6 protein-coding genes and 1 pseudogene are annotated in these 5,144 nt (G+C 58.3%); all 7 read left to right on the top strand.

What is annotated here, in order from left to right:
* Positions 1–65: 65 nt before the first annotated feature.
* A pseudogene (locus QPK29_RS33280) lies at positions 66–275 on the top strand (type VI secretion system tube protein Hcp); the annotation flags it as partial.
* 14 nt (positions 276–289) lie between these two features.
* Complete coding sequence (locus QPK29_RS33285) at positions 290–763, top strand: penicillin-insensitive murein endopeptidase (RefSeq protein ID WP_371772408.1); 474 nt, start codon at positions 290–292, stop codon at positions 761–763.
* Positions 760–1,131 (top strand): hypothetical protein, encoded by a 372-nt coding sequence (locus tag QPK29_RS33290; RefSeq protein WP_371772407.1) that lies wholly within the window; start codon positions 760–762, stop codon positions 1,129–1,131. The genes QPK29_RS33285 and QPK29_RS33290 overlap by 4 nt, the downstream gene beginning before the upstream one ends.
* Before the next feature lie 326 nt (positions 1,132–1,457).
* Positions 1,458–2,537, top strand: a complete 1,080-nt coding sequence (locus QPK29_RS33295) for an acyltransferase family protein (protein ID WP_400189955.1) — start codon at positions 1,458–1,460, stop codon at positions 2,535–2,537.
* A gap of 76 nt (positions 2,538–2,613) precedes the next feature.
* Positions 2,614–3,180 carry an HNH endonuclease gene (locus QPK29_RS33300; protein ID WP_160410825.1) on the top strand — a complete coding sequence of 189 codons (567 nt, stop codon included), beginning with the start codon at positions 2,614–2,616 and terminating at the stop codon, positions 3,178–3,180.
* Between the two features lie 126 nt (positions 3,181–3,306).
* Positions 3,307–4,062: an SDR family oxidoreductase gene (locus tag QPK29_RS33305; RefSeq protein ID WP_160410787.1), complete on the top strand. Its 756-nt coding sequence runs from the start codon at positions 3,307–3,309 to the stop codon at positions 4,060–4,062.
* 30 nt (positions 4,063–4,092) lie between these two features.
* Entirely contained in the window at positions 4,093–4,506 is a 414-nt protein-coding gene (locus tag QPK29_RS33310) for a cupin domain-containing protein (RefSeq protein ID WP_371772405.1), read from the top strand.
* Positions 4,507–5,144 lie beyond the last annotated feature (638 nt).

The following is a 5,144-nucleotide window of genomic DNA, read 5'->3' on the forward strand; positions in this document are numbered from 1 at the left end:
TTTACCTTCACTCATTCGCTGTCATCCTTTCGCGGACGACAGCTTAAACCACCGTCTCAAATTCGGGGTCCACTATAAAGTACTACGAGGTCGAACTGGAAAATGTATTGATTGGCAGCGTGAACCAGGCCGCTCATGAAGGCGGCATTCTCCAGGATTCCGTGTCCCTCAAGTTTTCGAAGGTCAAATGGAAGTACACCCAGCAGAAGATCAGCGGGGGTGTCGGCGGAAATACTGCCGGAGGCTGGGACCTGGCAGCCAACCGCATCATGTGAGCGGAGGGCTCACCATGCTCGAAGTCCAACCGAAGGATTCGCGCGGCTACTTCATGCTCCCACAAACTCCCGAAGATGCCGGCTACTATGTGTATGGGACGCCGGATCAGGGAGGCGGGCAGTATGCTCATCCTGTAATGATGACTCTCCTTTTCTTCATCGAGCGCGAGTGGCAGGCGATCGATCGCCGGAAGTTCGGTGTCGGGAACATCAGCCTGCCAGGCGGTGGGAAATTCAAACCTCACGACTCGCACAAGGATGGCCTTCAAGTGGACGTCCGGCCTTTGCGAAAAGACGGTGCCCATGTGCCCGTAAAATACTTTCAAGCGGGGTATGACAGGGGCGCTACGGAACGGCTCATCGGTCTTTTTCAAGCTCACCCGGCCGTGATGAAGGTGTACTTCAATGACTTGAGTATCCCTGGCGTACAACCGTTGAAGGATCACGACAATCACTTCCATGTCGCACTACGTGTGGGTACAACATGAAGAACACCGTGGCAATTTTAGGAGCAACGGCATTGGTTTCCTTGGCATATGCTGCGGAACAAGTCCACCGGCCGGCGCCGTATCGGCCGTTCAAGGGGGAGTACACCATTTATTCAGGCGACCTGGATGATCAGCAGGCACCAACCAAAGAGGACCGCAAGCTGTCATTCATCATCGAAGGCCAGCCGGCGAAGGAGATCTTCAATGCGATGCCTCCAGATGACAAGCAAACCTGTAGCGGGAAGAAGGGCGCGCGAAGCCGGAGCAAAGAGAATGTCTGGTGCACGTTCGACCCGGCAGATGGATATACCTGTTATTTCGGATTTGACTTAAAGACTGGCAAGAGCATCGCCGGAGGTATTTGCTGACGGTTACGACGTCCAACGTGAAAGTTATATCTGCTGCTTCTTGGACAGTTTAGTTGCTTTGCATGGCTGAAAGCACGAGAAAAACGCCCATTCAGCCATTATTTTTACGATTAATTTGCATCTTTATGTAACAAGCTTTACGAGGTGTAAAGCGTGGTCCCGCACGATTCAGCTCGGCTATGATGGCCGCCCGCTCAGCTGTTTCCGCAACATTGTTGCTTAATTAATGCTGGGCAACACTGAAATGGCTGGGCTCACACATGAAAGATACGGGAGTGTCTGGACCGAACGCGACGGTCCAAAAACAGTTTGGTTTGATCAACCTTTTGAAAGCCGGTGCGGCGCAATTGATCGTCCTGCACCACCTGGCGTTCTACGGCCCGATGGCCGACGCCGCGCGGCCGCTGATGCCGCCGATTATCGACTGGCTCGACCAGTACGGCCGCATCGCCGTCCAGGCTTTCCTCGTCATCAGCGGCTTCCTCGTCGCGAAATCGCTGTCGCCGTCCGCCATGCCGGGCATCGGCAATCCGCTGGGCACGATCTGGCGCCGCTACATCAAGCTGGCGCCGCCGTTCATGGTGGCCATGTTCCTGGCGATCGGCGCGTCCGCGCTCGCGCGCACGTGGATGGTCCACGATTCGATCTCGGCCCCGCCGAACATGTCCCAGTTGGCCGCGCACGTCCTGCTGCTGCACAGCGTGCTGGGCTATGAATCGTTGTCCGCCGGCGCTTGGTATGTCGCCATTGATTTCCAGCTGTATGCGCTGATTACTTGCCTGCTGTGGTTGGGCGGACGCATCGCCGGCAACCGCTTCATGCCCTGGCTGATGCCCCTGCTGGTCACGCTGGGCGTGAGCATCTCGCTGCTGTACTTCAACCGCGACGCCGATTTCGACGTGTGGGCGCCTTACTTTTTCGGCAGCTACGGCCTGGGCATCCTCGCGTGGTGGGCGAGCGACCCGCGCCGCCCGTTCATCGCGACGTTCTCCCTGCTGTTGATGATGGTGGTGCCGGCCGTGCTGGCGCTGGAACTGGATTTCCGGATCCGTATCGCGGTGGCGTCCGTCGTGGCCTGCATCCTGTGCCTGTACGGCCGCACGCGGCTGAGCACGTATGCGAGCTCGGGATGGTCGCTCATCAATTACTTGGGCAAGATCTCCTACTCGATTTTTCTCGTCCACTTTCCGGTGTGCCTGGTCGTGAATGCGGCGTTCACGCGCTTCGTGCCGAATGATGCTTATTTGCAAGGTGCAGGCGTCGTGTGGGCGTGGGCAGCCAGCGTGGCGTCCGGGGCGGTGTTTTATCATTGGGTCGAAGCGCCGCTGGGCCGCTTCCTGGCCGGGCTGGCGAAGCCGGTGGCGGTGCCGACATTCGGCACCAAGCCAGCGAGATTGCGGGGATGACGTCGAAGTCAGCACACGATTGCTGACTTTTATTTGTGTTCAAGCTACGCTGTCACTACGGAATGAAGGTGACATGATGAACACGCAAATCCTGGCACTCGATATTGCAGGCAACCCGTTCGACTGGATTGCGCCAGAGGACGCCATCCTGTATTACGCACTCGGCAAAGTGGCCTGGGAATTGGGCGGCCGCGAATTCGTTTTCCGCGGCGGCTATTCCCGTTCGGGCGTGCAGTCGAAAATCGCGGTCAAGCCGATCATTGCCATCGCCGGCAGCGAAATCATGACCCGCATGTTCAGGACCGGCCTGCCGCTGACGCACCAGAACGATCTACTTTTCAAGCGCGACCGCTACACCTGCGCCTATTGCGGCAACCGCTTCGCGCACAAGGAACTGTCGCGCGACCATATCCTGCCGAGGTCGCGCGGCGGCCAGGACACGTGGATGAATTGCGTGACCGCCTGCAAGCGCTGCAACCAGGAGAAGGGCAATCTGCTGGTGGAGCAGTTCCGGCCGCTGATCTACGTGCCGTATGTGCCGTGTCGCGCGGAGCATTATCTACTGAGCGGCCGGAATATCCTCGCTGACCAACATGAGTATCTTGCGGCACAGTTGCCGAAGCATAGCCGGATGTTGAATTGATGGCTGGCTGAAATCGATCGGCTTCGCAAGAAGAACGATTGCCTGTCACAGATCGACCCCGCCTACCGTCTAAGAGTCAGGGGCAGACTTTTGGAGTCTGTTCCTTATCTTAGCGAAAGGCACATCATGAAGATCGTCGTCATCGGCGGCACCGGGCTGATCGGCTCGAAGACCGTCGCCATACTCCGGCAGGGCGGCCACGAGGTCATCGCAGGCTCCCCCAAAAATGGTATCAACAGCATTACCGGCGACGGGCTCAAGGAGGCCATGGCCGGCGCGCATGTCGTGATTGACCTTGCCAATGCGCCGTCATGGGAAGACCAGGCGGTGCTGGAATTTTTTCAAACGTCCAGCCACAACATTCTTGCGGCAGAAGCCGCGACCGGCGTCCGGCACCATGTCGCGTTATCTATCGTTGGGACCGACCGGATGCCCGACAATGGCTATTTCCGGGCTAAGGTTGCGCAAGAGAAACTGATCCAGGCCGCCGGCAGCCCTTACACCATCATCCGCTCGACCCAGTTCATGGAATTCCTCGGCGGCATCGCCACTTCAAGTACGGATGGGAATATCGTCCGGCTTTCGCCCGGCCTGTTCCAGCCCATCGCGTCGGACGACGTCGCTGCCATCGTTGCCGATGTGGCGCTCGCAGCGCCGCGCAACGGTATTGTCGATATCGCCGGTCCGGAACGCGCGCCGTTCAACGAATTTGTCGCCCGCTACCTGAAGGCGATCGGCGACCCGCGTGAGGTGGTGAGCGATCCCGACGCCCGATACTTCGGCGGCCGCGTCGACGAACATTCGCTCGTGCCATTGGGCGAGGCGCGCCTCGGCCGTATCGGTCTCGACGAATGGCTCCGCCGCTCGAAGGCAGAGGCCTGATTCCGCATCCGCTCACTGAAGGAGATCTCCATGAAACGCATTCTTTGTTCGCTGCTTGTCGCCATTTTGCCGCTCGGCAGCGCCCTCGCCGAAGCGCCGAAGGCGAAAAACGCCAAGGTCACCCTCGTCTACCAGCACGAACTGCCGAACGCTCCCGGCAAGAGCATGAAGGGCGTGCTTGTCGAATACGGCCCGGGCGGCTACTCGCCTGGTCACACGCATGCCAGGTCCGCCTTCATCTACGCGACCGTGCTGGAAGGGGCAGTCCGCAGCCAGGTCAACGACGGACCGGTGACCACGTACAAGGCCGGACAGAACTTCTCCGAGCTGCCCGGGGACCGTCACGGCGTCAGCGCCAATGCCAGCAAGACCAAGCCGGCCAAGCTTCTTGCGGTGTTCGTGGTGGACACGAATGACAAGGAACTGACGACCCCATTCGACTGAAAAACTACGGGACGCCGATGCCCCGGTCCTAGACTGGAGCAATGGCGTCCCGTAGAACGTCCAGATGATTCGGCCCTTGCAGATCACATAAGAAAATCGTTGATTGCCTGGGCCTGTTCGTCAGATCCTGTCACGTTGTTGGATGACACAATTGATGAAAAGAGCCCCATTGATTCAAAAGGCTTTTTTCATTATTTGCGGCACTGAAATAAACCGGATTGACGGAGAAAGTGAAAAAATCCAGCGTTTGTGCCAGAAAAAATGAAATTTTCCAATGCGGTTCAGCCCACGATCCTAGCCAGTTCCGGACACCACAACATGCGCGGCTCGTCCAGCTACTGCGCGCCGGCCCGCCGCCGACGTCCGCCGCCGTCGACATCCGCTGCCCGGGCTGGTCGACACTTCGTGCGACGGCGCCCGGTCGATGATCCTGGCCAGCTCGGGCACCACGGCATGCGAGGCTAGTCCCGTCGCCGCGTGTCAATTCCGCCCATTGATGCGACCAATCAGGTGTAGGCACCTCATCCGTCACAACGAATTCTGCGGCTGGCTACACGAAATGGTAATCCCCCCACAAAAAGAGCGCGTTTAGAAGTAGAATTTTCTACTTAAGACAGAAAGCTCTACATGAAGACGTC

Source organism: Massilia orientalis, assembly GCF_030411975.2.
Lineage (GTDB): Bacteria > Pseudomonadota > Gammaproteobacteria > Burkholderiales > Burkholderiaceae_D > Telluria > Telluria orientalis.

Coding starts and splice junctions, on each gene's coding strand:
- QPK29_RS33290 (WP_371772407.1), top strand. CDS start 760: ATGAAGAACACCGTGGCAATTTTAGGAGCAACGGCATTGGTTTCCTTG.
- QPK29_RS33285 (WP_371772408.1), top strand. CDS start 290: ATGCTCGAAGTCCAACCGAAGGATTCGCGCGGCTACTTCATGCTCCCA.
- QPK29_RS33300 (WP_160410825.1), top strand. CDS start 2,614: ATGAACACGCAAATCCTGGCACTCGATATTGCAGGCAACCCGTTCGAC.
- QPK29_RS33305 (WP_160410787.1), top strand. CDS start 3,307: ATGAAGATCGTCGTCATCGGCGGCACCGGGCTGATCGGCTCGAAGACC.
- QPK29_RS33310 (WP_371772405.1), top strand. CDS start 4,093: ATGAAACGCATTCTTTGTTCGCTGCTTGTCGCCATTTTGCCGCTCGGC.